The organism is Providencia sp. TYF-12 (assembly GCF_041344805.1).
In the GTDB taxonomy this organism is placed as follows: Bacteria; Pseudomonadota; Gammaproteobacteria; order Enterobacterales; family Enterobacteriaceae; genus Providencia; species Providencia huashanensis.
Genome location: NZ_CP166833.1, coordinates 3,287,063 through 3,312,535, shown reverse-complemented (window position 1 = coordinate 3,312,535; position 25,473 = coordinate 3,287,063). Strand labels below are relative to the sequence as shown.

General features: G+C 39.6%; 41 protein-coding genes and 1 pseudogene. 17 read left to right on the top strand and 25 right to left on the bottom strand.

Going from position 1 to position 25,473, the window contains the following annotated elements:
* The first annotated feature begins 166 nt into the window (after positions 1–166).
* Entirely contained in the window at positions 167–1,210 is a 1,044-nt protein-coding gene (gene ansB, locus ABE954_RS15350) for an L-asparaginase 2 (RefSeq protein ID WP_048606585.1), read from the top strand.
* Positions 1,211–1,246: 36 nt separating this feature from the next.
* Here the strand turns inward: ansB and ABE954_RS15345 are convergent, their stop codons facing one another.
* Positions 1,247–2,662, bottom strand: coding sequence for an MFS transporter (locus ABE954_RS15345; protein WP_042846490.1), 1,416 nt, complete (start codon positions 2,660–2,662; stop codon positions 1,247–1,249).
* A gap of 454 nt (positions 2,663–3,116) precedes the next feature.
* On the opposite strand from ABE954_RS15345, the gene ABE954_RS15340 reads away from it, so the two are divergent.
* Positions 3,117–4,514 carry an OprD family outer membrane porin gene (locus ABE954_RS15340; RefSeq protein ID WP_042846489.1) on the top strand — a complete coding sequence of 466 codons (1,398 nt, stop codon included), beginning with the start codon at positions 3,117–3,119 and terminating at the stop codon, positions 4,512–4,514.
* A gap of 209 nt (positions 4,515–4,723) precedes the next feature.
* Here the strand turns inward: ABE954_RS15340 and ABE954_RS15335 are convergent, their stop codons facing one another.
* From ABE954_RS15335 to ABE954_RS15220, 24 genes and pseudogenes are all read right to left on the bottom strand, one after another.
* Complete coding sequence (locus tag ABE954_RS15335) at positions 4,724–5,263, bottom strand: polymer-forming cytoskeletal protein (RefSeq protein WP_225832874.1); 540 nt, start codon at positions 5,261–5,263, stop codon at positions 4,724–4,726.
* Between the two features lie 674 nt (positions 5,264–5,937).
* Entirely contained in the window at positions 5,938–6,387 is a 450-nt protein-coding gene (fur, locus tag ABE954_RS15330) for a ferric iron uptake transcriptional regulator (RefSeq protein ID WP_042846487.1), read from the bottom strand.
* 267 nt (positions 6,388–6,654) lie between these two features.
* Positions 6,655–7,182: a flavodoxin FldA gene (fldA, locus tag ABE954_RS15325; RefSeq protein ID WP_042846486.1), complete on the bottom strand. Its 528-nt coding sequence runs from the start codon at positions 7,180–7,182 to the stop codon at positions 6,655–6,657.
* Between the two features lie 154 nt (positions 7,183–7,336).
* Entirely contained in the window at positions 7,337–7,630 is a 294-nt protein-coding gene (ybfE, locus tag ABE954_RS15320) for a LexA regulated protein (protein ID WP_042846485.1), read from the bottom strand.
* Between the two features lie 170 nt (positions 7,631–7,800).
* A pseudogene (locus ABE954_RS15315) lies at positions 7,801–8,025 on the bottom strand (type I secretion system permease/ATPase); the annotation flags it as partial.
* A 39-nt stretch (positions 8,026–8,064) separates the two neighbouring features.
* Positions 8,065–9,111 carry a tyrosine-type recombinase/integrase gene (locus ABE954_RS15310; RefSeq protein WP_371025579.1) on the bottom strand — a complete coding sequence of 349 codons (1,047 nt, stop codon included), beginning with the start codon at positions 9,109–9,111 and terminating at the stop codon, positions 8,065–8,067.
* Between the two features lie 433 nt (positions 9,112–9,544).
* Positions 9,545–10,090 (bottom strand): phage N-6-adenine-methyltransferase, encoded by a 546-nt coding sequence (locus ABE954_RS15305; RefSeq protein ID WP_279861888.1) that lies wholly within the window; start codon positions 10,088–10,090, stop codon positions 9,545–9,547.
* Positions 10,080–10,430: a phage protein NinX family protein gene (locus ABE954_RS15300; RefSeq protein WP_279861886.1), complete on the bottom strand. Its 351-nt coding sequence runs from the start codon at positions 10,428–10,430 to the stop codon at positions 10,080–10,082. The genes ABE954_RS15305 and ABE954_RS15300 overlap by 11 nt, the downstream gene beginning before the upstream one ends.
* Complete coding sequence (locus ABE954_RS15295) at positions 10,423–10,605, bottom strand: hypothetical protein (RefSeq protein WP_279861884.1); 183 nt, start codon at positions 10,603–10,605, stop codon at positions 10,423–10,425. Before ABE954_RS15295 ends, ABE954_RS15300 begins: the two co-directional genes overlap by 8 nt.
* On the bottom strand, positions 10,595–10,774 hold the full coding sequence (locus ABE954_RS15290; protein WP_279861881.1) for a hypothetical protein: 180 nt from the start codon (positions 10,772–10,774) through the stop codon (positions 10,595–10,597). The genes ABE954_RS15295 and ABE954_RS15290 overlap by 11 nt, the downstream gene beginning before the upstream one ends.
* A gap of 188 nt (positions 10,775–10,962) precedes the next feature.
* Complete coding sequence (locus ABE954_RS15285) at positions 10,963–11,682, bottom strand: hypothetical protein (protein WP_279861879.1); 720 nt, start codon at positions 11,680–11,682, stop codon at positions 10,963–10,965.
* 69 nt (positions 11,683–11,751) lie between these two features.
* Complete coding sequence (locus ABE954_RS15280) at positions 11,752–12,285, bottom strand: hypothetical protein (RefSeq protein ID WP_136134463.1); 534 nt, start codon at positions 12,283–12,285, stop codon at positions 11,752–11,754.
* 296 nt (positions 12,286–12,581) lie between these two features.
* Positions 12,582–12,743 carry a hypothetical protein gene (locus ABE954_RS15275; protein ID WP_172974374.1) on the bottom strand — a complete coding sequence of 54 codons (162 nt, stop codon included), beginning with the start codon at positions 12,741–12,743 and terminating at the stop codon, positions 12,582–12,584.
* Positions 12,744–12,805: 62 nt separating this feature from the next.
* Complete coding sequence (ssb, locus tag ABE954_RS15270) at positions 12,806–13,264, bottom strand: single-stranded DNA-binding protein (RefSeq protein ID WP_371025578.1); 459 nt, start codon at positions 13,262–13,264, stop codon at positions 12,806–12,808.
* A complete protein-coding gene (locus ABE954_RS15265) occupies positions 13,265–13,879 on the bottom strand; it encodes an ERF family protein (protein ID WP_371025577.1) in 615 nt (204 codons plus the stop codon).
* 15 nt (positions 13,880–13,894) lie between these two features.
* A complete protein-coding gene (locus ABE954_RS15260) occupies positions 13,895–14,248 on the bottom strand; it encodes a hypothetical protein (RefSeq protein ID WP_371025576.1) in 354 nt (117 codons plus the stop codon).
* Between the two features lie 141 nt (positions 14,249–14,389).
* The gene (locus tag ABE954_RS15255) at positions 14,390–14,656 is read right to left on the bottom strand and encodes a hypothetical protein (RefSeq protein ID WP_371025575.1); all 267 of its coding nucleotides are present in this window, start codon (positions 14,654–14,656) and stop codon (positions 14,390–14,392) included.
* A gap of 219 nt (positions 14,657–14,875) precedes the next feature.
* Positions 14,876–15,184 carry a hypothetical protein gene (locus ABE954_RS15250; protein ID WP_131680879.1) on the bottom strand — a complete coding sequence of 103 codons (309 nt, stop codon included), beginning with the start codon at positions 15,182–15,184 and terminating at the stop codon, positions 14,876–14,878.
* A 1-nt stretch (position 15,185) separates the two neighbouring features.
* Complete coding sequence (locus ABE954_RS15245) at positions 15,186–15,398, bottom strand: hypothetical protein (protein WP_131680878.1); 213 nt, start codon at positions 15,396–15,398, stop codon at positions 15,186–15,188.
* On the bottom strand, positions 15,395–15,619 hold the full coding sequence (locus ABE954_RS15240) for a hypothetical protein (protein ID WP_131680877.1): 225 nt from the start codon (positions 15,617–15,619) through the stop codon (positions 15,395–15,397). Before ABE954_RS15240 ends, ABE954_RS15245 begins: the two co-directional genes overlap by 4 nt.
* A gap of 29 nt (positions 15,620–15,648) precedes the next feature.
* Complete coding sequence (locus tag ABE954_RS15235) at positions 15,649–15,888, bottom strand: hypothetical protein (RefSeq protein WP_206226841.1); 240 nt, start codon at positions 15,886–15,888, stop codon at positions 15,649–15,651.
* A 51-nt stretch (positions 15,889–15,939) separates the two neighbouring features.
* On the bottom strand, positions 15,940–16,128 hold the full coding sequence (locus tag ABE954_RS15230; protein WP_371025574.1) for a hypothetical protein: 189 nt from the start codon (positions 16,126–16,128) through the stop codon (positions 15,940–15,942).
* A gap of 213 nt (positions 16,129–16,341) precedes the next feature.
* On the bottom strand, positions 16,342–16,908 hold the full coding sequence (locus tag ABE954_RS15225) for a hypothetical protein (RefSeq protein ID WP_371025573.1): 567 nt from the start codon (positions 16,906–16,908) through the stop codon (positions 16,342–16,344).
* A gap of 543 nt (positions 16,909–17,451) precedes the next feature.
* Positions 17,452–18,144: an XRE family transcriptional regulator gene (locus ABE954_RS15220; RefSeq protein WP_371025572.1), complete on the bottom strand. Its 693-nt coding sequence runs from the start codon at positions 18,142–18,144 to the stop codon at positions 17,452–17,454.
* 108 nt (positions 18,145–18,252) lie between these two features.
* Here ABE954_RS15220 and ABE954_RS15215 point away from each other — a divergent pair, with 108 nt between their 5' ends.
* The 15 genes from ABE954_RS15215 to ABE954_RS15145 all read left to right on the top strand — a co-directional run bounded on the left by ABE954_RS15215 (position 18,253) and on the right by ABE954_RS15145 (position 25,191).
* Positions 18,253–18,480 carry a YdaS family helix-turn-helix protein gene (locus tag ABE954_RS15215; protein ID WP_071548404.1) on the top strand — a complete coding sequence of 76 codons (228 nt, stop codon included), beginning with the start codon at positions 18,253–18,255 and terminating at the stop codon, positions 18,478–18,480.
* Between the two features lie 179 nt (positions 18,481–18,659).
* The gene (locus ABE954_RS15210) at positions 18,660–18,980 is read left to right on the top strand and encodes a CII family transcriptional regulator (protein ID WP_371025571.1); all 321 of its coding nucleotides are present in this window, start codon (positions 18,660–18,662) and stop codon (positions 18,978–18,980) included.
* A 60-nt stretch (positions 18,981–19,040) separates the two neighbouring features.
* A complete protein-coding gene (locus ABE954_RS15205; protein WP_371025570.1) occupies positions 19,041–19,226 on the top strand; it encodes a hypothetical protein in 186 nt (61 codons plus the stop codon).
* Between the two features lie 69 nt (positions 19,227–19,295).
* Positions 19,296–19,463 (top strand): hypothetical protein, encoded by a 168-nt coding sequence (locus tag ABE954_RS15200; protein ID WP_210854895.1) that lies wholly within the window; start codon positions 19,296–19,298, stop codon positions 19,461–19,463.
* A complete protein-coding gene (locus ABE954_RS15195) occupies positions 19,456–20,289 on the top strand; it encodes a replication protein (protein ID WP_371025569.1) in 834 nt (277 codons plus the stop codon). The genes ABE954_RS15200 and ABE954_RS15195 overlap by 8 nt, the downstream gene beginning before the upstream one ends.
* A complete protein-coding gene (locus tag ABE954_RS15190) occupies positions 20,289–21,659 on the top strand; it encodes a replicative DNA helicase (protein WP_371025568.1) in 1,371 nt (456 codons plus the stop codon). Before ABE954_RS15195 ends, ABE954_RS15190 begins: the two co-directional genes overlap by 1 nt.
* Before the next feature lie 25 nt (positions 21,660–21,684).
* Positions 21,685–21,897 carry a Lar family restriction alleviation protein gene (locus tag ABE954_RS15185; protein WP_154601188.1) on the top strand — a complete coding sequence of 71 codons (213 nt, stop codon included), beginning with the start codon at positions 21,685–21,687 and terminating at the stop codon, positions 21,895–21,897.
* On the top strand, positions 21,894–22,166 hold the full coding sequence (locus tag ABE954_RS15180; protein WP_371025567.1) for a hypothetical protein: 273 nt from the start codon (positions 21,894–21,896) through the stop codon (positions 22,164–22,166). The genes ABE954_RS15185 and ABE954_RS15180 overlap by 4 nt, the downstream gene beginning before the upstream one ends.
* Before the next feature lie 34 nt (positions 22,167–22,200).
* On the top strand, positions 22,201–22,494 hold the full coding sequence (locus ABE954_RS15175; RefSeq protein WP_371025566.1) for a hypothetical protein: 294 nt from the start codon (positions 22,201–22,203) through the stop codon (positions 22,492–22,494).
* A gap of 93 nt (positions 22,495–22,587) precedes the next feature.
* Positions 22,588–22,782 (top strand): Lar family restriction alleviation protein, encoded by a 195-nt coding sequence (locus ABE954_RS15170; protein ID WP_210850018.1) that lies wholly within the window; start codon positions 22,588–22,590, stop codon positions 22,780–22,782.
* Between the two features lie 212 nt (positions 22,783–22,994).
* The gene (locus ABE954_RS15165) at positions 22,995–23,441 is read left to right on the top strand and encodes a DUF1367 family protein (protein ID WP_371025565.1); all 447 of its coding nucleotides are present in this window, start codon (positions 22,995–22,997) and stop codon (positions 23,439–23,441) included.
* 15 nt (positions 23,442–23,456) lie between these two features.
* Positions 23,457–23,639 (top strand): hypothetical protein, encoded by a 183-nt coding sequence (locus tag ABE954_RS15160; RefSeq protein ID WP_371025564.1) that lies wholly within the window; start codon positions 23,457–23,459, stop codon positions 23,637–23,639.
* A 297-nt stretch (positions 23,640–23,936) separates the two neighbouring features.
* On the top strand, positions 23,937–24,395 hold the full coding sequence (locus ABE954_RS15155) for a hypothetical protein (RefSeq protein ID WP_371025563.1): 459 nt from the start codon (positions 23,937–23,939) through the stop codon (positions 24,393–24,395).
* Positions 24,395–24,607 (top strand): hypothetical protein, encoded by a 213-nt coding sequence (locus ABE954_RS15150; RefSeq protein ID WP_210846714.1) that lies wholly within the window; start codon positions 24,395–24,397, stop codon positions 24,605–24,607. The genes ABE954_RS15155 and ABE954_RS15150 overlap by 1 nt, the downstream gene beginning before the upstream one ends.
* The gene (locus tag ABE954_RS15145) at positions 24,604–25,191 is read left to right on the top strand and encodes a hypothetical protein (RefSeq protein WP_241105155.1); all 588 of its coding nucleotides are present in this window, start codon (positions 24,604–24,606) and stop codon (positions 25,189–25,191) included. The genes ABE954_RS15150 and ABE954_RS15145 overlap by 4 nt, the downstream gene beginning before the upstream one ends.
* Positions 25,192–25,473: the final 282 nt, after the last annotated feature.

The following is a 25,473-nucleotide window of genomic DNA, read 5'->3' as shown; positions in this document are numbered from 1 at the left end:
AAACGGGCTATGATACGGATTTTTGTCGTCAGCCTCACGCTTTTTATTCGTTCATAGAGAAATCATCTTAAAATTCATTATTTATCGTAAAATAATTATATAGATCACATAAAACCCAGCACAAATACACATAATAACTGAAGTTTATTAATGAAAGGAAATTAAGATGAAAAACAGAAATAAAGCGCTGCTCGCGACACTGGTTTCATTGTTTGCCGTATCAGCAATTGCCCAACCCAATATTACGGTATTAGCGACGGGAGGGACTATTGCTGGAGGCGGAGATTCAGCAACCTCTTCAAACTACCAAGCAGGTAAAGTCGGGATTGACGCATTAATTAATGCTGTTCCTGAAACTAAAAAAATTGCTAATTTAAGTGGTGAGCAGTTGGTGAATATCGGTTCCCAAGATATGAATGACCAAGTTTGGCTAACACTGGCTAAAAAGATTAATCAAGATTGTGATAAAACTGATGGTTTTGTGATCACTCATGGGACTGATACATTAGAAGAAACCGCTTTTTTTCTCGATTTAACCACGAGTTGTAAAAAACCTATTGTATTAGTGGGGGCAATGCGCCCCTCAACGGCGTTAGGTGCCGACGGCCCGCTTAATTTGTATAACGCCGTCGTTTTAGCAACAGACAAATCAGCAGGGCAGCGTGGGGTTTTAATGGCCATGAATGATAAAGTTGTTCAAGGCCGCAATGTGATGAAAATGAGTACTACAGAAGTACAAGCGTTTGATGCAGTGAACGCGGGGGCCGAAGGGTTTATTCATGATGGTAAAGTGACGTACTTCCAAGCTGCCCAGCCCCGTAGTGATAAGGCGGTATTTGATGTGAGTAAACTCGAAAAACTACCGATGGTGGGTATTGTTTATAATTATGCTAATGCCTCCGCAGCACCAGTTAAAGCACTTAGAGAAGAAGGGGTTGAGGGGATAGTAAGTGCGGGAGTCGGTAATGGTAATATGTATAAAACAGTATTTGATGCCTTAGCAAACGCAGCAAAAGAAGATGTTGTGGTCGTGCGTTCAAGCCGTGTACCAACAGGCTATACCACACGCAATGCGGAAGTTGATGATAACTTATATGGCTTTGTAGCATCAGAACGGTTAAACCCACAAAAAGCACGGGTTTTACTACAATTAGCCTTGACGCAAACGAAGGATGCAAAACAAATTCAAGAACTATTTGAACAATATTAACCATGCATAGAAGGCGGTGAGTTTACCGCCTTCTAGTTACTGACCTTTCATTCTGTTAGCAACGATATTTGCCGTCATTAAGGCAAGTAACGGGATCAGTGAAAACACAGCAAATAGCCAACTCGCTGAGGATTGCGCCCCTTCAACTCCCCCTGGTACTGATAACCCTGCAAGGTTGGCGATTAACCCAGCTAAAGATGCGCCAAACGCAGTGGAGAATAGCTGCAATGTGGTAATCGCTGAAGAGGCTTTTTGTGATTCAGGGCCGATAGAAACTTGCAGGACACGGGTTAGCAAATGTGGCCAAGCTGCGCCGATACTAGCTCCTGTTGTGAATAATGCTAAGCAGATTATCCAGATTTGCAGCGTTTCAATCTGCCAAATGTTTGTTATGAAAAGTGCTAAAATAGCTAATGCACTAAAGGTAATAAAAGGGCCTATTTGTATAGTTTTTATCGCATGTTCGGGTTTGCATGAAGACGAGATAATGGCAGAACATGACCATCCTGCTCCAACTAAGGCGGCCAAGTAGCCTGACATTAATGGAGCCACACCATGAAGGGTTTGTAAAAAATAAGGGACAAAAACTTCTGTTTGCACACTTAGCCCTAATAGCGCCATCGTGAGGTAAATAGGAGCAAGTTGTGCTTTGTAATGGAATGTACCTTGGGGAAATAGTGTATTTTCGGCTGTCCGTTCAAGTTTAACTAATCGTATACATAATAAAATGGCAATTAACATCCCAAGAATAGGAATTAGACTTGCTTTACTTAGACTTCCAAGTGAAATAGCCAATACTGCGGCAGAAAGTAGCAACAAAGCTTGCAGTGGGATTGGGTCTTGAGGGCATTTTTCAGTTAAATTATGACTTGGTAAAATCAACCACGTTAGCCATAAATAAGGTATCCCAACAAATACTAAGCACCAAAATGCACCGCGCCAGATATCATATTCAGCAAAAAAACCACCTAATGCGGGGCCCAGTAATGTTGCCATCCCCCACATACTCGACATCATGGCTAATACTTTTGACCATAGGTGCTGAGGGAAAACAATATGCACCATTGAGTAGGAAAGTGTCAGTAATATTCCCCCGCCTGCTCCTTGAATAATCCGGCCAAGCAACATGATAAACATAGAAGGCGTTATGGCACAAATAACAGAGCCAATTAGGAAGATAGCAGTAGCGAGTAAATAACTCCGTTTAGGACCGAGATGGTTTAAAATCCGAGAGGTTAGTGCAGAAAGAATAATGGATGAAAGGATAAATAAAGTTGTATTCCATGCATAGAATCGGATACCACCAATATCCCTAACGACAGAAGGGAGCGTTGTGATAGTGATATAAACATTAATCGCATGTAGGCAAATGCCCCCTGCTAACGCTAGAGTTAGCCAAAGGTTTTTACCCGTAAGGAGTACGCTCCAGCCTTGTTCGTTATTCTGAGTCATCCATTTTCTCTAATATGTGAAATAAATTAAGAAAACCCAACTAAATATGCTTATACCAGTTATACATTTTTATTCAATTAGGTCAATGTGGTGATATAACTTAAGCAATTACTATAAAATTAAGATAAATAAATCATTAGATAGCTATTTATTGAATTGTTTTTTAACCCAGGCTGTTATTAGTACATGTTTAATTTTAATTATTTATCAAATGGTTACGTTTTATTTTTTATTGAGTAATCAATATTGATAACCATCACTAAAAAAAATTAATGTGTCGCTGATCATATTTTGGCAACAAAGCCAGTATCTGTGTTGATAATTCGCGTCGCAAAAAATAGGCTAAATACATCACAAATAGCTTAAGTTATTGTGAATTATTAGATTTAAAAGGAAAGTTAAATCGTATTTCGGCCGAAAAATTAAAACTAAAAATTATTAGAGGAATACAAGAATGGTTAATAAACATGTCAATACTGGCAGGAAACTGCTCGTCTTAAAAATAGCCATCGCTATGCTGCCAATTGGTTATCATCCTATCATGCAAGCAGAGCAATTTTTGGAAGATTCGACACTAAAAGGTGGACTCTACTATTGGCAAAGGGATCGTTCACGTAAAGATTTAGACCCAAATAGCGACAAATATAAAAAATATGCAGATAACCTTAAGCACTCGACTTTCAACGCTAGCCTTGATTTTTCCTCAGGTTATTTTCAGGACTTTATTGGCTTAGATTTGGCTGGTTTTACCGCAATCGAATTATCCAATAGTGGGCCTGCGGCTCCCAATGAAATTGGTTTCAGTGATGCAAAGACACGCTGGGATGAAAAATATAAAGGCGACCGCAGTGGTGTGAGTATTTATAAAGCCGCGGCAAAAATGAAGTATGGGCCTTTTTGGGGAAGAGGGGGCTATATTCAACCAACAGGGCAAACACTGCTTGCTTCTCATTGGAGCTATATGCCAGGAACTTACCGAGGGGTAGAGGTTGGTGGGGTATTTGATTTTGAGCAAAGTGGTGAACTTAGCATGTCGTACATATGGGCTGACCGCTATAAAGCCCCTTGGTATCGTGATATGTACAATTTCCGAGAAGCGGATGGTAAAACAGGGATCAGTTATTTACATGCTATTGGTTTTAAATATGATTTTAAAAATTCATTAGTGTTAGAAGGCTCATACGGTCAAGCAAAGGATTATATGGACCAGTATTTTGCGAAGGTATCATATGCAGTACCTGTAGTTGACCGCGATTTACGTCTTTCTTATCAATTTTATGGCTCGAAAGATAAAGTTTCAGACGGTGGCGTTAATGACGTATACGATGGTTTAGCATGGTTACAAGCGATGACATTAGGTTATACCTATGACGAATTCGATTTTAAGGTTGAAGGGACATATGTTAAAGCTGAAGGAAACCAAGGTTATTTTTTACAACGTATGACACCGGGTTGGGCGACGTCAAACGGCCGTATGGATATATGGTGGGATGGCCGCTCTGATTGGAATGCGAACAATGAAAAAGCGGTGTATGCAGGTGTAATGTATGATTTAAAAAATTGGGATTTAGCAGGGTGGAAAGTTGGGACATCCTATATTTATGGTTGGGATGCAAAACCGAGCACTAACTCACAATACGCTCAGGATGTGCGTTTAAGAGAAAGCGCTTGGAACTTTGATATTTTATATACAGTACAATCAGGCCGTGCAAAAGACACACTATTTAAGTTGCACTTTACTAAATATGATAACCATACAGATATTCCTAGCTATGGCGGTGGTTATGGCAATATCTTCCAAGATGAAAAAGATATTAAATTTATGGTGATGATGCCATTTACTGTATTTTAATATCAATTTTTTTGAGAGTAGATTGCTGCTTTAAATTAATTATTTTGGCAGTGATCTACTAAAAATAGGAATAACATACAGACTAAATATTAAATGATGTAATGAAATAGTTAATTATACGTATATTAAGGGAATGGTGATTGAATAAAAAAGGTGAATATATTTCACCTTTTTTGAATGGTTAAAACAATACTTAGATTTATTAATAATTATATAGAAGCGATGTCTTTATCGATGTTATCGGTAGGGGTGTGAAGGTCGTGTTTTACCCTATCTTTTAATTGGGTTACTTTTTCATTATGTAAAGTAGCCTCTTTTACTTTTGCTTGCCCTGATAAAATACCACCTTTCTTAATAGATAAATTACTATATTGAATGGTTCCATGAATTTCACCATTATTTTCGATGCTTATCGAATCAGATAAACATTCCCCTTCAACTCGCCCGTTAACAATCAACTCTTTACTGGTAATGTTCCCAGTAACTTGGCCATTTAACATGACCTTCACTGTATTATTTTTCCCTATAATGTTACCAATCACTTTGCCATAAATATGTACTTGTTCATTAGAGGTAATATTACCTTCAAAAATGACATCCCTTGAGATGATGGTATTGGATTTCTCTTCACTTATAGTCGGGGTTGCTATTGTAATCTGTTCTTCTAGCTTAGCGGGTGCTTCGGGCGTGCTAGCGGTTGGTGTTGGGGTTACTTCAGGGGTTGGTTTGTTTTGTCTTTTGGTGAACATTTTACTTACCTTTTTTTGATTGAAGTGTAAGATCAAGAACAAAATTGATAATACAAATGAAAATAAGGTGATGGCAGAGTAACTAAAAAACCATCCTATCAAAGTAAGAAACCAGAAGAAAAAACTAGTATTAAGAAAAAGGTAGGTTTTTTTCATCAGTTAATCTCTTACAAAATGACTAAAGCTACATAAATGAGTTTAGTCAAAAAAAATGACTACACAAAAAAAATGTAATATAACGTCTTCGTTACAGACTAAAGAATAACTGTAATTTAAGATAATACAATTATAATGAGTTAATAAACTAAATACATATAAATTTTATATTATTGATATATTGGAAATCATCTATGATGATATTTATGTACCTATACTAATAAAGGCAGCATAATTTCTAATATAAGAAAATTCATATATAAAATAATATAAAGGATTTGGGTTGGATTGCAACTTATTATCGAGCGCTAAATATGCAAGCTCTGTGCTGATATTTGGCGATTTAAGTGAAAGTTGTCAGAAGATTAGTGAGCTTAATCACCAATATAGTGTGAATAACAATATAATTTATGGAAATAAAAACCCCTGATAACATTTAGCAATAGCATGGTTATCAGGGGTTTTTCGTTTGTCGCTACTATGATTTATTCATAGGGTAGCAATACCTTGTGATTCTTTTACTCTTTTGCTTCGTGTGCGTCAGCATTTTCACGGCAATCACCATCTGCGCAATGGCCATATAGATATAAACTATGGTTAGATAATTTAATACCATGGCGAGCGGCGATATTTTTCTGGCGAGTTTCAATAGATTCGTCAGTAAACTCAATCACTTTGCCACAATCTAAACAGATTAAGTGGTCATGGTGATGCTGCTGAGTTAATTCGAATACAGATTTTCCACCCTCAAAGTTATGGCGGGTTACGATACCTGCATCATCAAACTGGTTTAATACACGGTATACGGTAGCTAGCCCGATCTCTTCGCCCATGTCGATCAGCTTTTTATAGAGATCTTCCGCACTGACGTGGTGGCACTCAGGCTCTTGAAGTACTTCCAAAATCTTAAGTCTTGGAAGAGTGACTTTGAGTCCAGCATTTTTCAATGCTTTATTGTTGTCTGTCATGCGGGTTTGTCCTGTATCTTAAATCATAAATTTAACAATAATGAGACGTTTTTAACATAAATTCAGTTGTCTTCTAAACTGTTTTACAATTATAGGCATGGAAAATAAAAATAGAAACCATGCTTTGTCTCATTATTTTGATAATCTCTTGAGAGCCTATCCTATTAGGATGCTTTATCGGCTATTTTAGACTAGATCACTTGTTTGAATGATGCGTTTAGAGCGACAAGTGAGCTGATCTATGGGTTAGGCTCTATTTCATATGCCTTAGCCGATAATTTCTGCTAAGGACATTTCTTCAGAGATTTGTTTTACCCATGCATCGACACGTTCATCAGTTAGTTCAGGCTGACGATCTTCATCAATGGCTAAACCAATAAAGTGATTGTCATCTGCCATACCTTTGGATACTTCAAAGTGGTAACCTTCAGTTGGCCAATGACCCACAATAACAGCACCACGAGGTTCGATGATATCGCGAATGGTTCCCATCGCATCACAGAAATATTCTGCGTAGTCTTCTTGGTCTCCACAACCAAATAAGGCGACAAGTTTACCTTCAAAATCAATTTCTTCGAGAGTTGGGAAAAAATCATCCCAATCACATTGAGCTTCACCATAATACCAAGTAGGAATACCCAGAAGTAGAATGTCAAAAGCTTCGATATCTTCTTTGCTACATTTAGCAATATCATGAACTTCTGCTACATCTTTGCCTAGTCTTTCTTGGATCATTTTGGCAATATTTTCTGTGTTACCTGTGTCACTTCCGAAGAAAATGCCTATGACTGCCATAAAGTGATTAACCTCTTGTTTTTCTAAGGGAGATAGAAGTTAGTGCTGATCTTCTATAGCTCTTTTAGAACGAAAATAAATATAATATTACGCCTTATTCTGGCGAAAAAATGCGTCTAAGTCTGTCAAATTTGTGTGATTTATCAAGATGACACTATTTGCGTATCGCTTCATTAACCTGTTCAAGTTGTGACATCAAAATTTCTTCGATCAATTCACTACGGCTTATATTTTTATCTTCAGCTAATTGGTTCAATACAGCGACAGCTTCTTCATTCAGTTTTAACTCAACTCTACGCAATCCTTTGACTTTATCGCGTTTTAGCTGGTTACGTTTGTTGATCCTTAATTGTTCATCCCGTGATAGCGGGCTTGTCTTAGGTCGCCCAGGCCTTCGTTCCTCAGCGAACAAATCCAGAGTAGTACGATCAGTTTGTTCTTTTGCCATGTCTATAACTGCTAAAGGAGTGTGCCAGTAATTCAGCGCGCAATGATACCCTAGCTAATCCCCTAGTGCTATAGCTGCATACTAGGCTAGTGTATTCAATAGGTTAAAAAAAACACACATTTAACAAAAAAGCACCACTTACAGTATGGGTGGTGCTTTTTTAGACATAATCATTGTGTCTGTTGCTGCCATAAGTTGGCATACAGGCCTTTTAATTTGAGTAAATTCTCATGAGTATCCATTTCTGTCACTTCCCCATGGCAAATAACACAAATTTTATCAGCATGCATAATAGTGTTAAGTCGATGAGCAATACTAATAACGGTTCTGCCTTGGGTGATTAGCGGCATATTTGCCATAATTGCCGCTTCTGACTCGTAATCTAAAGTCGAAGTGATTTTTAATTCTGGATGTGAAAAATTAAGCGTTATACATCAGCCAGTTAAAAGAGTTAGATGTGGCTTTTGACTGGCTTCATTCTTCGAGTGTGTCGAAATTGTGACATGTTCACAATATTTGGTTAAATGTTGACCACTAAAGTGTGCGTACTTCTGAACCATTTCTAAGGTCTCCCATCCTCCCATTTCTTTTAACACCATTAATGGAGTTCCACTTTGTGCGTGCCAACTTGCCCAAGTGTGTCTCAAGTCGTGAAAAGTAAAATCAGTTATACCAGAATCAACCAATGCCTTTTCATAGCATTCTCGATAATGATTTCTTCTTTTCTTACCATCGTTTGAAAATACATAGTCTCCATCTTTTTCAATTCCCTTTAAAATCTCAATGGCTACATCATTTAATGGAACAGGTCTAGCGCGTCCTGATTTTGCGTTATCAGCTGTAACGTGCGCAATTTTTCTAACTAAATCTACGCTTTTCCACTTAAGTGATAATATTTCCCCTTTCCGCATTCCTGTTAAAATAGCAATGGAAACAAAATCTCTCATCCACTTAACCTTGATGTTGGAAAGCAGAAGTTCAGCCTCCCACTTCTCTAACCATCGAACCCTAACCGTTGGCTCCTTCATTCTTGGGATGTACGATGACTTTAATATCCATCCCATCTTGTGAGCCAAAGAGAAAGCACGCATAATAAACGAGCGATATCTATTTTGCGTTGCGTTGGATAGCTTCCTCTTTGTCTTTGGGTTATACAGTGGTAATGAGTTGGCTATTTCATCGCTCGTTATAGTCGATATTTTTCTACCCCTAAATATTTGCTGAAAGTAATCCGCATAGGCAAGTTTCGTTTGGTATGTTGATTGCCCTTCAGCGTCTTTTAAAGTGAGTAACATCATTTCTTCAAATGACCTATCTGGCGTTTTATCTAGCTTCTCCATCTGCCATAGGTCATGTTTTAACTTGTCATGATACTCTTGGGCTTTGACTTTATCCTCCGTGCCAGCAGGTTTTCTAATTCTTTCTCCGCTTGGTGCTGTAACGTCAACCCAGTATTTCTTACCTCTTTTGTAGATCGGCATGATTTCCTCCCACTACCGACTACAGCCAGCCGATAGACATTATTATCGTTAAACTGTGCCTGTTCAAACTTTTTCAGGCTTTCCTTGTTTGCGCGCCATGAGCCGCCGACTTTAAACATATAATATTTCGATGGCTTTCTATAGATAGTGCCTTTTGATAGGTTCAATAACTTTGAATATTCTTCGACAGTATAATATTGGTCATCCACTATTAATCTCCTTATCGATAGAGTTGACGTAATAAGTCAACCACATAATCGGTGGGAATTTCTTGTGTTTTTCGCTGAGTGTTAGTTGAAACTTTGGTAGGTATGATTTGAGTATTGCCGTGCTTTGCTTATCGCTGAGTTTTTTGAGTTGCTTTAATTTGTCTCTGCATTCCCTTGCAATAGCCCTGCGTCCATTCTCCATTTCCTGTGGTGTCATAGGCCACCTATGCTATTTTCCATTCATTTAATATTTGATTGCCGATATTCATTAATTCATCCCTATCGACAGTGTTAATTATCTTTCGTGGTTTAATATAAGGTCGCCATATTAAAAGCATTGAGCCTTTATTATTACCGTTAACTGGTTTGTTTGTTCCTGCATTAATAAAAGATATTCTTCCTCCTGTAATTAATCTAACCTCATCAACTGTTTCTAATGCCGAAATAAACCAACCTACGGATGTGTCCGACGGAATTAACATAACTACAGGCTGCAATTGCTTTTTGCATTGCTCATCGGCTTTATTAATCCAAGGCTGAATTTCACTATAAGGGGGATTGCAGAATATAGCTCCATAACTTTCCCAATCGCAATTTAGCGAGTCGTCTTTTTCGGTGAGGTAATGAGTGCAAAGGTGGTTATTATTATCGGCGGCCGCATCTAAATAGAAACCGAATTCAGCGTCCAATGCTGTAAATAAAGATAGGGGAGTTTGCCATCTATCACGCAATTCCTTTGGTGTATGGCTACCTCCGTAATCAGCCTTCATTCTCCGCATCCTTCATTAATAGGAATAATTCCATGGCAGCACGATATAAGTTATTGCTTCTTGTTCTTTCACTTGCAAAGCCATACGCAGGTGAAGCTACCCAATTACCGCCGTCGTGTTCTTCTGCAAACACATCAAATGCGGTGCATATCTTATTCTCAATAATAATAGGCAGTGCGTCTTCTGGATAATTACACGGATTAAACTTTTGCGTTTGTCCATTATTAAACTTTCTAAAAATAGTTTGTTCTTTTTCGAAGTAGACATATCTATTCTTAGTGTCAATTTCTGCTATTCGCCTATTAATCTCGAAGTCAGATAGTTCGGTGTATTTATTCATTGATTAACTCCAATTCACTTTGTGCGAAATAAGTTTCAATACCATCAGGGAAATTAATGCCAATATTTAAAGTTTCACTATTATCAATCGATGTTATTTCGCATTCATAACCAACAAGATTAGAGCCAAGAATATCTTTAACCACTCTAACCTTATCGCCGACTTTAAATTTCATTATCATCCTCTAAGATTTCATTAATTGTATCTCTAATGTCAATTAAGTCTTTTTTTGTCACATCCATATTCCAAGACGGAGCATTTAAAATAAAACAATCTTTTATTGTTGGCTCTATTTCAATGCTATCTCTATAATTTTCTAACCCAGTATAATATTTATCTTTCATTCCACACCTCACCACATTTAATCTCAACATCCCGCGCCTGCATTATCTGCATAGCACGGCTCTCGCATTCTTGCTGTGTGTATATTTTCTCAGATACAGGCACAGCAGAACCCTGTATTAGCATGAGTAATACATATCCGATTATTTGCATTAATTGTTACTCTGAATTTTAGGGATAAAAAACCCCGCTAGTGCAGGGTGTTGATAAATAAAATAGATTGTATTTCTTTTTGTTTATCCATGAATGAATTGCATGATTTTTGTAAACCATCGGCTGTTGAGTATAAAGAGCCAACCTCGTATCCTTTTACTATCTTCTCAGAAAGAAGCATTGAATCATAAAGAATATCATAGGCATCGATTATAAAATCACTAAATAATTCTATCAATTCATCATCATTAATTAGGTTTGTGAGTTCCTTTAGAATTGATTCTAAATTTTCAGTGTTAATGTTTATTATTGCTGATGGCTTATACTCATTGTTGAATATAAAATCAAATCTATTATCTTTGGTCGCAACCAATATGTAACCATTAGTTAAATGATATTTGATATCAATATGCTTACCAACGTTTAATATAATGTATGTTAATGATTTAAGCTCCATTACGATATGGTTATTTATTTTCATTTGATGTGTAAATTGATTTCTCACAGCACATATTTTTCTTTCTATAATAGCGTTGTTTGTTTTTTGTGCATCCCATTTCTGCCAAAAATATACAATTATTGTTACCAATATTCCCAATGATGAAATGAGACTAAATATAAGAGATAATTTTTTAGAGGTAATATCACTAGCATGCCAAATTTCAGATATAATTGGATATAAGACCGCAATTAAGAGCATTAAAGTAAAACCAAACGATAGTTTTGTTGTAAGACATTCATCTCTTTTTTTACGCATAACCCCTCCTTATTTAAAGCAGGAATCATACTCACATCCATGTGACTAATCCACTGTCAAAATGCCTCCTTAATTCACGCTTATTTGTTTTAATGCCTCACGAACTGCATTTAAGCGCGATTCCATTCTTAGATATTTAGGGTTGGGAATAGAAGGCCAATCGTTATACCAAGCATCATCGCCAAACAAACTAAGCAACTTACTTCCTATATAGCAATTGCAACAATCACTCTTAACATCATCGGATGATTCAATTAAATCCCAATACTCTCTTGCTTCGTATTGGTCTATTTCATCATCTTTGCGCAGTTCGATAACTTGCTTTTTAGCATATTCAGCATTTGCATCGTTATCATCATCTATCTCAGAGTTTAAATTAGAATCTAGCTTACCTATCCAGTAGTGGTTATTAATCCTATGAATAAACTCAACTAGTGAGCTGCCCATAGAGCCCCAAAAACAAGACCATGAATCGCCACTTTCGCTAATAGTAACTCTGCCATTTTTGTTATCACCGTAATCTTCAAGGTAAACATGAATGGGGTCGTGACGCTCTATGCCTGCTATCACCAGTTTAGTCACTTGAGATTGTTCAACCTTCATATTCATTCCTCTTATTGCATCTATTTAATCGATATGATTAAAATAATTCATCATTGTTTTTAATTTATGACCTATAGTTAATTTGAACTTTCTAATTATTTTTGTAGTCCTCGCCGATTCTCCCTGTGTCGGCATTTTTTTATCTACTTCCTTGCTAAATTCCATGGCTTAACTATTCTTAAATTGCTTACACAGATAAATTATAAGTTTCATTCCTGCACGTCCCCTTGCCGTCCTCTCTGTGGCGGCTTTTTTATTCATTGCATCCCTGCGAGTTAAATTAATCCTTTCCCTGATTAATCCTCACCCCATTCATCAACCCATGCTTCGAGTGGTGTTTTTCCTGCTTCGTAATCATCACGCCAAGCGTCTGCATCTGCTGCGCTACCGCCGTGGTCTGCTGCTACTTGCATTAATAAATCGTGCCATTCTTCAAAACTACAATTTTCATTATTCATATATCTATCTCCTGTTTGCATCCTTGCAAATATATCCTTTGGTTAAATAACATAGGGAAGGGTCAGAAGGGGATTCCTTGGTCATCCCAATCCATCGGAGGCTCATTCTGCGGCGCTTGCTGTGACTGTTGAGGCTGTCGCGCTGGCTTCCGGCTTCCTGCCTGATTACCACCGTTACCACCTAGCATTTGCATAGAGCCGCCGATATTTACCACTACTTCTGTTGTGTATCGGTCTTGACCGCTTTGGTCTTGCCATTTACGGGTTTGCAGGGAACCTTCAATATAGACTTGTGAGCCTTTTTTCAGATATTCACCTGCAACTTCAGCTAACTTTCCGAAAATTACCACTCTATGCCATTCGGTTTTCTCGCGCATTTCTCCTGATTGCTTATCGCGCCACGATTCCGATGTTGCTAGTGTGAGATTCGCTACCGCGCCACCTGCTGGCATGTATCTAATTTTCAGGTCTTGGCCTAAGTGACCAATGAGAATTACCTTGTTTACACCTTTACTTGCCATTTATGCCGCCTTTTTAAGTTCGCTAATTCTTATTCCAGTTAGTCGCTTGCACTCTTCTTGGTGAGTACCGCTTAATTCATTCCATACTTTTTTGTACTCATTCATGATCGCAAGTTCGCTAGTTGCTTCATGCAAAAAGCCTGTGTAATCACTTAATATTTGCTCTGGTGTTCTCGGTGCTACGTTATGCACCTCTGCGTCAGCATCAACCGCTGTTTCCTCTGTCGGTATGCAAAACGCTTGAAAGGCTGCGTATTTATATGCAATAGACATTGCTTTGTTTGTGGCCTTATCTCCGCTATCCATAGCTTCACCATAAGTCATGACTGTGTGTTTGCTGCCATCCGTGACAGATACAAAATCAAACTCAGCTTTGACGGTTACGTAAAATAATGGAGTTCCTTTTTGGCTAAGGCGTTCACATACCGACCGCTCAGTACAGCGAGTTAAGATAAGTAATCCGTGCTTAACTAATGCAGGAGCTAAGGCGTTATAAACCGCATCAATACCCCTAAACGCATAATTTACACCGCCGCCTTTGGGTTTTTCCTTGCTAATGCCTTTTTCTGCCAGCTCCTTGGCAACATTACTTATTGCTTTGTATACCTCACTCATAATTACCTCCGAAAATTAGTCACCCACAACCCTACCACCTAATGGCAACTCTGTGACGCCACGATAAGGGTCAAAGTTATCTTTGAATAAATGCCTTGCGTATCGCTCCAAGTCAGCCTGTCTTCGTTGCGCTTGAATGTGTTCAGGTAGAGGAGGGTAGAATTGAGACATTTCTAAGTTTTGACTTTTAACTAGTGCGGCATGAGCTAATTCTAGTGTTGAAATCCTTTCAACTGGTTGAATTTCATTGCCCGTTAAGTCACGTACTCTTCGCCTTTCGATATCTTCATCAATCATTGATGAAGCATATTTCAGGGCAGCATCCTTGCTTTTATGACTAGGGAATGCCGGTGTTAAATACTTACCCATATTCACCTCTCATCCACTTGTTAGGCACTGATTGAGGCTGAATACCAAGGCTTTCCATGCGATAGTATTCAGCTTCTTCCTCACGCTCCCTGCGTCGTTTCTCGGCGTCCTGCCTTTGCTTGAGTTCATACTCTGAAATTCTCATGCTGCGTCCTTACTTAACTTGGCCACTGCCGAAAATATTAGGCTTCCTTTCCCTCTGGTGATGTACTCTTCCATAAGCGCATCAGTCCATTCGTGCTTTAAGAGGAAATCAACTATCTCCTCGATTGGCGAATCCATTGCAGTAAAGAGAGCGTCTGTGTCTCCCTCTATTTTTTGCACTTCATGGTTTTCAATTGATAACCTGAAGTCTTTATCAAACGTTATTGATGGGTAATAACCTTTTGTATTTATGTGCAATGTCATATCCACCTCGGTATCAGTGCCATGAAAGCAATTAAGGAGATAATGAAAGCTATCCAATCCCACTTAATTTTGTTTTTAACTTCATCCTTGAAGCTCTCGCTATTCAGTCGATAGCTGAGTTCCTGACGTTTTAATTCGTTAATTTTTGACATAAGAAATCCCTCACTTATCGATTGATAGCGATTGTTATTGAAAGTGTTCTGGTGTTGGTGCGGTGGGTTACTGCTGACCGAGGGCTTTTGCGATTGCTGCTTTGGCTACTGATAATGGATGGTCAGAGTCTTCGTCTTGTTCGATGCCGTAAAAGTCATCATGATATTTTAGTAACCGTTGCAAAGCCTCTAATAACTCTGGTGCTGCTGCAATTAGATGGGCGTTTGCTTCTTGTACAGATTCACTTTCAGGCCAATCAGTAGACCAGATTTCAACCCAGTCGTTATTTTCACAACCATGAACCGTAGCAATATGTCCGCTATGGCAATTATTTCTATCCGTTAACCACGGCGCAGGCGTTCCTTTAAATTCCATATCACCCCCTAGCCTTTAATATTGCATATGCTTCATTAAAAACATCTTTATCTACCCACAAAACCAAAGCTTCTTCATCTAAATCAGCATCAGTAACAAAAGAGACTGTCGTGTTATCAGTGCTTTCTTTTATAGAAACTATAGTCTTTGATAAAAGCTGGACAGATATATTTTCACTTCCGATTTCATTAATTAAGTCAGATATAGAAATCATTTATTACTCCTAGCCTTTAACATTGCATCTGCCATTTGATATGCGTTTTTCGAAACCCATTCAAGCGTTTGGTCTGTCGCCGTATCAATCATTGCATTGTTGGCTATAATTCCATTCATAGCCTTAGCAGCAAAAAAATCACGTAAACTCATCCCAGTATCTGTTCCATGCAATTCTGTTGCTGGAACTGGAAAAGCCGCCCCACCTGTTTTATCTGTCATACTCCCTCCGTTATTAACTAAACACGATGCTAGTTGCTTTCACATTTCACGCCACAGAAAGGGCAGAATGAGAAAGTAACGGGGAAATCCTGCTTTGTTAGGCGGCCTTTCGGTGTGCCGTCCTTTTTGACTTCCTGATAACTGGCGTTGTATTCAATGAAATAATTAACTGACATGATGCCGCCAGACATAAACAAGCCTGATTGTTTCCAGCCAGAAGACCGTAGGCTTGCACCTTCAGGTAATTTTGCTTTGATGCGACTTTCCATATCGTCGCCTAATTTCGTAAAGCAATCACACATATCTCTATCTCCTATCTATTAATCACCAAGCCATTCAAGGTGTTGCAATTCCTGAATAACTTGCTCGTCTGTTAGCTCTCTGTTCTCTTTATTGCATTCCTTGCAATTAGTTGCCGCTACTGGTTGACCTATGCACCCACATTCACGACCAGAGCAACAGGTAATAAACTCAATTCCGTCTTGGCAATATTTGTTGCTACATTTCATTACAGCTCCTATCTATTAATCAACCCAACTTTTGAATTAAGTAGTCGCATGCCTTTAGTTTTCGTTGCGCTATAAACTGTTCGCATGCTTCGATACTAGTTGCTCCAAGCAATAAAACTCGATTGGGGTTGTTTCTGTATATGATCCGATACATAAAGTTATTCCTATTAATCAACTCACCACAGCCCACCGCAATGGACTGTAATTAGTTAACTATTCGTCGCCTGGCTCTAGCTCAGAGAGAAAATCTTCGTCGGTTGGTAATGAATCAAGCTGGTAGGTTTTTACGTGTCGAACTGGATAATACCCGTCAGTACCATCATCGCTTTTCAGTCCATAAAAACGTTCATTTTTATCTAGCTGACGTTTGTTGTATCCAGTGAATATTTCGAATGTATTTTTATCTAAATCAACTACATATGCATATTCACAAAATAACGACTCAGCAGCAAATGAAATGGTTAGCCTTAGCGGAACAGGCTCCTCAGACTCTTGAATCAACTCAAGAATATCTCCGCCAGTATCCCTTGACATACTTGGGTATAACTTATTAATACCAAATCCTGATTCGTTAATTTTCTTATTCATTTCATCGATTTGCTCATCATTCGGCTGAAATGTTTTACCCAAGTTTTCAATGAACTTATCTTTTTTTAGCTTATCTCTCAGGAATGTAAGTAAGGTAAGTCCTTGACCTGACGGATACCCATCCCATTGACCGTATTGAGCAACCTTGTAGTCACCATCCTTTGCTACACAAATTAAATGTCTTGTTCCCATATCTATCCCCTTGCTGTGATGCTTCCATCACTCATAATCGGCTTGCGTAGCCGTGGTTGCTTGCGTGTGTCGCATTTCTGCGAACGTTTCTAATCTTTGCTAGCTGTGCATCAGTAGCATCTTTGTGATACTTGCTGATGTGCATAACTGGTAATCTCGGGTCAAATGTCCTTAGACACAACGGACAGGTAACTTTCGTTTTCATGCGCTGCTCCTATCAAATGACTTATGCAAATATTGTTATTTCATAAGTAATCTGTAGTGCATCTCATTGCCGCTCTTCCAACTTCGCATACTGCCCTGAGCCCGCCGAGTGCCCGACGCATGGTTTAAAGTCGCGCCGTTCGACTATTTTTTATCTCTGGTTGCCCTTCGATGTGATTAAATATACCTGTAGGTAATTTGATTGTAAATACCCAAAGGTAAACATTGCGTACGAAATTGGTTTACCTGTATGATTTTTCAGGTAATTTATTTTTAATTATTTTTGTTTAGGCGTAAAAAAAAGCCCTAAAAAGGGCTTAAATATGAGAGGTAGGTAAACTATCCGTGGAATTTATATTTGATGGATTGGCTAACGAGCACTTTAGCCTGAATAAAAACCCCGTCAATTTCAGCTTCGCTCAGGTGCCATGTTTCGTATCTTGGATTATCTGAGATGATAGCAAGCTTCTTATACTGCATTTGAAGGCGCTTAATGTATAGTTGGTTATCTAAAACAAAAACGTAAATGCCGTCACCGTCAAAATGGTTAACGGTCATATCAACAAATATCTGATCTCTAGGCTCGAAAGTCTCTGACATAGAGTCGCCTTTTACAGTGATCATCTTTATCGTGCTTGCTGGCCTGCCACCGAAGAGGCGCTTGGCCTCCTCGTCGGAATACTCAATAGCTGTGATGGTTTCTATAAACTCGTCAATAACCATCACGCCAGTTCCTGCGCTAGCTTCCACATCAAGAACTTCAACCTTATATGATCTGGATGGCTGCGGAATTTCTGATTCAACAATGCCGTCCATCCACCCAGCAGGCAACCCTAAAGCATCCTGAATAGCTAAAACCATCTTGTCACCTATTCGCTTATATCCAGATTTGCTAGGCGGGTAGAGCATTCTGGATACATAGGATTTGTCTTTACCAATGGCACGTGCAAATTCCTCTTGCGTCTCATAACGAGCAACAAGCTCAGCCAGTTTTTGGCGTCTTTTTTCAAATAATTCAGTTTCTGCGTTCATAAGTAAATCATCTATCAAAAATACCTGCTGGTAAATTGCCTGTAGGTATTGATATTTAATTTACCTACGGGTATATTTATTTCATGTTTAGGTAAACAAGGACAACAAATGGAACAATTACGGATATTCCTAAATTCCCTTTCTGTTTCTGAGCAAGAGAAGTTCGCTAAAAAATGCGGAACTTCAATTGGTTACCTCAGAAAAGCTTTAACAAAGGGCTCAAAACTAGGTGCCGCTTTGTGTGTGGCAATCGAAGTTAACAGTAATTCAAAAGTAACCAGAAAAGACCTGTACCCAGATGACTGGGAGAAAAATTGGCCTGAACTGGCAGCGTAATAAAGATTAAAAACAAAGCGTTAACTGAACGGCACAGTATATTGTCGGCCTCGAGGATCTGCCAAATTGGATGGCTAAAAGTCGAATGAGAGCGAAAGAGACACTAGCTCGACAATATTCATCAACACACTCACAGGATCGTGAGCAACGGACTAACTACGTCAAAAGGAATTTAACAAATGGAACATGCAAACACACGCAAATCGTTTAATCGGTTTGTGTCAAATCACTTGGTGGCAACAGCCTATCAAGTTATCAGAACAACATCTCAAACAGTCATTGCTAAATCACTAGGCGTACATGACTCAACTATCACTCGTAGAACTGAAAAGATACCTGAACTATGCGAGACATTAGCAGCGGCAGGGGTAATTGATTTTGTTTTACCGGGTGAAAAGAAAATTAGCGAAGAAGAATACAGGTTTTTGTGGAAGCAAATAGCCGAGTTTTCGCTATGGAAAACAGGTTCATTACAGGAGGTAAATACCAATGAGTCCTGATGAATTTATCCGCAGCAACATCATTAAAAAACTCACTGATTCAGGTTATCAGGGGGGGCTTTGGAATTAGCTGCAGATGAGGGTTTATCTCACTTTAGAAGATGCTCACAAGCAAGTAAGCGTGGCGCAATGTTTGATGATTGCTATCACGTAGCTAAAACATGGATAGATAAGCATGGTCACAAACAACCAACACCAAGTAAGCGAAGAGCGAAACCAGCAAGTAAACAGGTTTCAATGTTCTAAAAAACGAAAGCCTAGGAGGCGGCAACCAACTAGGCGGTCAAGGTACTACGTTCTATGAGGTAATTATACATGAGAAACAAATTTAATTACAGCGCTGTGCATAAAAACGTCATGCGTGATCGGGCTAATCGCTCGGTCACTGAGCAGGGAGCTAAGGCGCTCAGGTCAGCATTAGAAGATGCAAAATTACGGCTTGAGCATCGTCAGGAAGTCACTGGAGGGAAACAGCATGAGTAACGTTGCATACGCTGATTTTAGCAACCAACGACAGCAAGAGAGGCCGAAAGTGGCAAACCTTGAAGATGGCTATACCAGAATTGCTAATGACCTTCTTGAGGCTGCTATGTCGTCTGATTTGACAGCTAGGCAATTAAAAGTATTTCTGGCGATAGTTAGAAAAACATACGGGTTTAGTAAAAAACTGGACCGCATCACAAATACTCAAATAGCATCAATGACAGGCATTCATCACACTCATGTATGCAAGGCCAAAAATGAAATGATAGCTATGAATATTGTTATATCATCTGGTAATCAAATAGGAATTAATAAGTCGTTCAATGAGTGGAAATTTGATATTAGCCAAGTTAGCGAAACATTAGCTAAATCAGCTAATGAAAGATTAGCTAAAGTGGCTAACGAGGATAAGCCAAGTCAGCTAAACACAAAAGAAACTCTTTCAAAAGAAAAGAAAGAAAGTAATACACCCCTTACCCCTCAAGAGGTGAAAGGGGGAGAATTGACTAAGCCTTCTAAACGAAAATCTCAACCAGTTAACTACGACGAATATCTCAATGCCTACAACGAGGAAGTTGGAGATAGATTACCTCATGCTGTTGAGGCCAACGAGAAACGTAAAACTCGGATCAGGAAAATAATCAAAAACCTCGCAACGCAAAATGTTGATGGGTGGCGGGCCTATGTTCGAGCCTTTGTGAGAATGGCTAAGCCATTTTATTTTGGTGAAAACAATACAGGATGGACCGCAGACATTGATTATTTACTGAGAGACACAACCCTGACAGGGGTTCGTGAAGGGAAATTTGCTGACAGGGGATTCTAATGGTCAACAACCAAATCGAAGCAAGCGTAATTGGTGGCTTGCTGAAAGACGGATTAACACTCAACGCATCAGATGTACTCGCCACTTTAAAACCAGAAGCATTCGGATCTCATTTCTACCGAGAAACCTACAAAGTTATTCAGAAACAAGCCAAAACTCGCGGCATGATTGATTTAATGATGGTTGCCGAGGCAATGGGTGACAAACATTTCGCTGACATCATGGAAGCCGCAAAGAACTGCCCTAGCGCAGCAAACTTGAAAGGCTACGCTACGATGGTGACTGATAATCACAATCGACGTGAAATGATTAGCTTGATGGACCAACACCGCCACGTTATCGAATCAGGAACTATTGACGCAGCCGCCGAAGCAATGGACCAACTCATCAAAAAGGCCAACGAACTACGGGCCGCTAACGATGAAATTAAACCAGTGCATACCAAGGACCTGATAGCCGATTTTACGGAAGTGTTAGAACAGCGCCTAACCAATGGCGATGAATCAGACACCCTGAAAACTGGCATTCCTGAACTTGATGAAATTACTGGCGGTATCAACGCAGTGGATCTCGTTATCGTTGCGGCCCGTCCTGCAATGGGGAAAACCGAGTTTGCATTACGGGTAACCGAAGGCGTAGCTTCACAAATTGATAAACAAACTGGCCACAAGAAAGGCGTTCTGATTTTCTCAATGGAAATGAGTTCACGTCAAATCATGGAGCGTCAAATTGCTGGGGCATCAGGCCTATCAGTTTCATCACTGAGAAACCCTGCAAAAATGGATGATGAAGGATGGGCCAGAGTTTCAAATGGTATCGGCAGGGTCCAAGATTTGGATGTGTGGATTGTCGATGCAAGTAAACTCGATGTGGACCAAATCAGGGCCATAGCAAAACGCCACAAACAGCAATATCCATCACTGGCATTAATTCTGGTCGATTACTTGGGCCTGATAGAAAAACCGAAAGCAGAGCGTAACGACCTTGCGATTGGTTATATCTCATCAAATCTCAAAGGAATGGCTAAAGAGTTACTAACACCAGTTATCTCACTCAGCCAGCTTTCACGCGATGTTGAGAAGAGACCAAACAAACGGCCCGTTAATGGTGATTTGCGCGACTCAGGCAGTATTGAGCAGGACGCAGACTCCATCATCATGCTTTACCGTGATGCGGTTTATAACGAGAACTCATCAGCGGCCCCATATGCTGAAATTATCGTGACAAAAAACCGATTCGGCAAAACAGGGACCGTATACCAGCGATTTAAGAATGGTCACTTTATGGATGTGGACCAGATGGAAGCCGCTAACGCTTGCCTACAAAGCAGCAAACCTCAACAACGCCGATTCCAAGGCGCGGACGTGTAACACACCAAATCATAAGGACTTCTAGATGAGCAATAATTTAAATCCATGCCCATTCTGTGGCAGTGAGAAAGTGTCTGTAACTAATGACTATGATCCAGATGGATTCGGTAAGTTTTATTATGTCATATGTCGCGATTGCAGGGCTCAATCAGGAGCCAAGTTCGTATCTAACGGTGGTGACTGCCCTGAGTTTTACTCATCGGTTAGAGGTGAATGGAATCGGAGGGCGTCTAAGTGAGTAAGCAAAAAGAAATTCCATTCGGAACTATTGTCGTAATTCACCAAGTTGATGAGAACGAAGCATATCTAATGGGGTGCCATGGCGGCTTTGACGCTAGAGATATTCAAGATTTTCAAGATGAAATATCAATGGTTTTGACTAGTGAAGATTACTTTCAGGGTGAAGGCGTTTATACGTTAAAACCAATGGTTGATTATTACGATTACCATCGGGAGCTCACATTTGAATTAGTTTCATTTGAGCCACTGACAGGCGAGGTTGAGTGATGAAAGGAACAACGTTAACAGAGGGAGGAATCTAATGCAGGGAACTAATCAAAAAGACGGCATTAAGTTAGAAGTTATTTACATGGGTAAAGAAAATGACACTTTTGTGATTTTTCTCAATGGTCCCGCCCCAATAAGTGCATTGCAGGACATTGAAATCAGCCTATTACAAGATACTGAAGAGTATGAACTGTTTACCGAACATGGAACATATCAAATCAGCGTAACGAGAGATAAGGGTGAATATGATAGCTATGGTCGCTGTGAGATTGCACCCTATTGGGATTTCGACATTCAATCATTTGAGCCAATGCCAGAGGGTGAATGATGACAGAGCGGGAATTAAAACTAGAAGCCGTAGCAATTTGGCAAAAGCTAATTTTGCAAGCTAAGCGAAAATACCAATGGTGGGAGTTGTAGTATGAACGAACTCAAGAAATGCCCGTTTTGCGGGAGTAGTAACGTAGAAGCTTTTTGCCAGTATGAAGAAGATTGCCCTGACCGCTCAGCGATTGTGCGCTGTCATAACTGCGATGCGCAATCTGCTCAAATGATTGGGAAAGGTAAAATAGCTATGGCAATCGCAGCATGGAACAGGAGAGCTAACAGTGAGTGATGGAATCATACATATCAGCCGCTATCGAATGTATCGGCTTAGATTAAATGACGGTCGATATATTTACATGTCATGGCATCCGTATTGCGGTCCTACTATTTTCAATAGACAAATACGAAACCAGATGGATTGAAAATTGGTACGAAGATGAGCAAATTGTTGATGCTGTAAACTGGTTCGTTAGCCGAGGTAAGAAAGCATAGGAGGTTAACTTGGAAATAGAAATGGTCAAATGCGCCAATGGCATATTTGCACCAGCATTCGAACACGACCTACCACGTTTAACAAAATTCAAAAATGGCGAGATGTACACCTTCAGCGCCAAGCTCACAAGAAACCCCGCTTTTCATCGAAAGATGTTCGTATTCTTCAAATTCTGTTTCGACCACTGGCGCGCAAATAAAGCGGGACTCGACTGTATGGACGAGCATAGCCAATTTGAGCGCTTCAGGAAGGATTTGACGATACTTGCAGGATTTTATGAGCAAACGGTAAGGCTAAACTGCGATGTGCGTACAGAGGCTAAGAGCCTGTCATTTGCCAATATGGATTCAGATGAATTCGAACGCTGTTACAAAGCCATGATTAACGCAGCAATAAAACACATTTTCAGAGGATGCAATGAAATCACTGAGAATCGGTTACTGACATTCTTTTGAGGAGCAGCAAGAGAGATGAACAAACACAAAATTGCATTGACTGGGCTTGCTCTGTTAATGGTTTCAATGGCAGCACAAACGGCATCATGGGCTATCAATCATAGCCGAAGTTGGTACAGCTACCCCACATCAACCAAGCGTATCACAGGTCACGCAAAGATAAACCGAGCAGCCAAGAAGCGGAGGGTGAGAAAGTGAGCAGGTGGAAGAAACTAAAGCTGAACTGGAAAAGTTATCTAATAGCTTACTCAGTCACCACGCTATGGATTTTGTTTGTACTCCCGTTTTATGGGTTGATTATTTTACTGGCACAAATCTTTTCATGGATAGGTGATTTCTTCTGGAGCCTAGATTCTAGATATAGGTCAGTGCTTAAAATCGTTGATAAGTGGTTAATAAAAGTAACTAAATTAAGGGATTGTGATGATTAGAGCTCGACACGTAATTTTATTCTTTTCGATTGTTACTTTAGCGATGGGGTTTATGGGGGCATAGATGGCACTAAAACGCGATAAATACGATATTGTATTTTCGCAGTTAGTCAGGGAACGAACAGATTACGAATGCGACTACTGCGGAAGACACTTTAGACACGAACCTTCAAAACTTCACTGTTCCCACTTCAAATCACGACGACACAAAGCAACTCGATACCATCCTCTTAATGCCTTCTCACATTGCGCTGGCTGTCACCGAAAACTAGGCGAAGACCCACACGAATTCAATGCTCATGCTGTTATCACTTACAGCGAGATGACTATTGATAGCGTGGCTCGTTTAGCAGAAACGGCTGTGAAGTTAAAGCCGTGGCAAATGGATGATTTATACCAACACATGAAAGTTGAACTTAAACGGCTTCAGGAGCTACGTAGTGAGGGCGCAACAGGTCGGATTGAGTTCACACTGCCTGATTGGTATCAGCATGGAATAACTTATCAGATGGGGGATATGTGATGACTGATAAATACAAAAATCTTCGCGTTGCAATAGCGGCGGCTAGAAGAAAATCAAGAGAATCACTTCATCGCGCCAAATTTAGTGTTATTCAGCTTCCACTAGGAAACCTAGCTGTTGTGAGAACTTTTGATGCACAACAAAGAGGAAAGTCGATTGTTTATTCAGTCGGTTGCGATAGGTATCACACAGTATTGCCGGAGGTAAGATGAGAAAGGCTTCATTTGAACAAATAGCTTACTTCAGAACTGAAAAGGAAATGAGGAAAAAGCTTTTTGGAACACTTCCAAAGCTAAGCCCATCAGAAAGACCATGGACTAGATATATGCTCACCATATGGGGAAGAAACTACCAAGGAGACGATTCTCCAGATGGTCTAAATATAAATGTTATTGGTCGACTAATGACAAGGGATGAATGGGATGATGGTTCGTCCACTTTGATCCGTGCCACTTTCGATAACTGTAGAAAGATGGGATACACAGGCAATGAGCTAATCGAAAAGGTAAAGGAGATTATTGCACCAAACAAATCAACACTCGGCGCACTTCGCCTCGCCAAAGAAAAAGATGACGCCGAATTTGTTGAAAAGTGTATTAACGAAATTTTACCAACGAGCAACCCGCTTCGTGATGTAGTTATTAAACGCTATAAGCAATGCAAAAGCCCGCAAAACATTCTAGAGGAGCTATCGAGGAAAACAGGTATAGACCTAGACTCTGCTAAACGTCGAGTTAGATGGGCTTGTGCGATGATTGAAGATGCTATTCATCCTATAGTTAGTGATATCAAGTAGTATTATTTTCTATGTAATTTATTAATAGGAGAAATCTATTGCATTCCGCGCCTAAATAGTATACTGTTTATGTTATGCTCGGTCGTGAAAGGCAAAGAGCAGGTAACAAGGTAAAAGAGGCGGCACTTGTTATCGATCCCGCCTAGTTGGTCACTTCGTCTATTTGGACTGGAACTCCAACCGCATCGGCTGAGAGGTCGAAGAAAATAGAGCCTCACTTCGGTGGGGCTTTGTTGTATAAATATCTCAGTAAATCGCAATTCATCGTGACGGGAAACTATC